This is a genomic window from Acinetobacter sp. YH12236 (assembly GCF_013417645.1).
GTDB lineage: Bacteria > Pseudomonadota > Gammaproteobacteria > Pseudomonadales > Moraxellaceae > Acinetobacter.
Genome location: NZ_VPDM01000078.1, coordinates 1 through 1,113, shown reverse-complemented (window position 1 = coordinate 1,113; position 1,113 = coordinate 1). Strand labels below are relative to the sequence as shown.

1 protein-coding gene and 1 pseudogene are annotated in these 1,113 nt (G+C 51.8%); one reads left to right on the top strand and one right to left on the bottom strand.

Features of this window, described 5'->3' with window-relative positions:
- Nucleotides 1-201 (bottom strand): annotated as a pseudogene (locus FTV14_RS15890) (solute carrier family 23 protein); the annotation flags it as partial.
- 56 nt (nucleotides 202-257) lie between these two features.
- Between FTV14_RS15890 and FTV14_RS15885 the strand changes: the two are divergent.
- Nucleotides 258-955 (top strand): IS1-like element IS1A family transposase gene (locus FTV14_RS15885; protein ID WP_103215986.1). Its coding sequence is split into 2 segments (ribosomal slippage): nucleotides 258-507 and nucleotides 507-955, totalling 699 coding nucleotides; the frame shifts between segments, so codons are not numbered across the junction.
- Nucleotides 956-1,113 lie beyond the last annotated feature (158 nt).

Below are 1,113 nucleotides of genomic sequence, written 5' to 3'. Positions count from 1 at the left end.
GAACATAACTAACAGGAACATAACGCCAACCACAACCGCAGTCAGCCCCGTGCGACCACCGACTGCCACACCAGAAGTACTTTCAATATAGGCAGTAACAGACGAGGTGCCGATAAACGCCCCCGCCACCGAACTGACGCTATCAACATACAGCGCCTTATTCATATTGGGGAATTTACCGTTACTATCTATTAAGCCCGCTGGTGATGCTGCCAACTTACTGATTTAGTGTATGATGGTGTTTTTGAGGTGCTCCAGTGGCTTCTGTTTCTATCAGCTGTCCCTCCTGTTCAGCTACTGACGGGGTGGTGCGTAACGGCAAAAGCACCGCCGGACATCAGCGCTATCTCTGCTCTCACTGCCGTAAAACATGGCAACTGCAGTTCACTTACACCGCTTCTCAACCCGGTACGCACCAGAAAATCATTGATATGGCCATGAATGGCGTTGGATGCCGGGCAACTGCCCGCATTATGGGCGTTGGCCTCAACACGATTTTACGTCACTTAAAAAACTCAGGCCGCAGTCGGTAACCTCGCGCATACAGCCGGGCAGTGACGTCATCGTCTGCGCGGAAATGGACGAACAGTGGGGCTACGTCGGTGCTAAATCGCGCCAGCGCTGGCTGTTTTACGCGTATGACAGGCTCCGGAAGACGGTTGTTGCGCACGTATTCGGTGAACGCACTATGGCGACGCTGGGGCGTCTTATGAGCCTGCTGTCACCCTTTGACGTGGTGATATGGATGACGGATGGCTGGCCGCTGTATGAATCCCGCCTGAAGGGAAAGCTGCACGTAATCAGCAAGCGATATACGCAGCGAATTGAGCGGCATAACCTGAATCTGAGGCAGCACCTGGCACGGCTGGGACGGAAGTCGCTGTCGTTCTCAAAATCGGTGGAGCTGCATGACAAAGTCATCGGGCATTATCTGAACATAAAACACTATCAATAAGTTGGAGTCATTACCGGCATTTTCTTGTCTCTCCGACAGACTGACCGAATTGTTATCAATGTTAACAAAAAAAGAACAATTGGTTATAAGGAGAGAGTATGCGTGTCATCACCCTGGCGGGTAGTCCTCGCTTTCCTTCTCGCTCCAGCTCCTTGCTG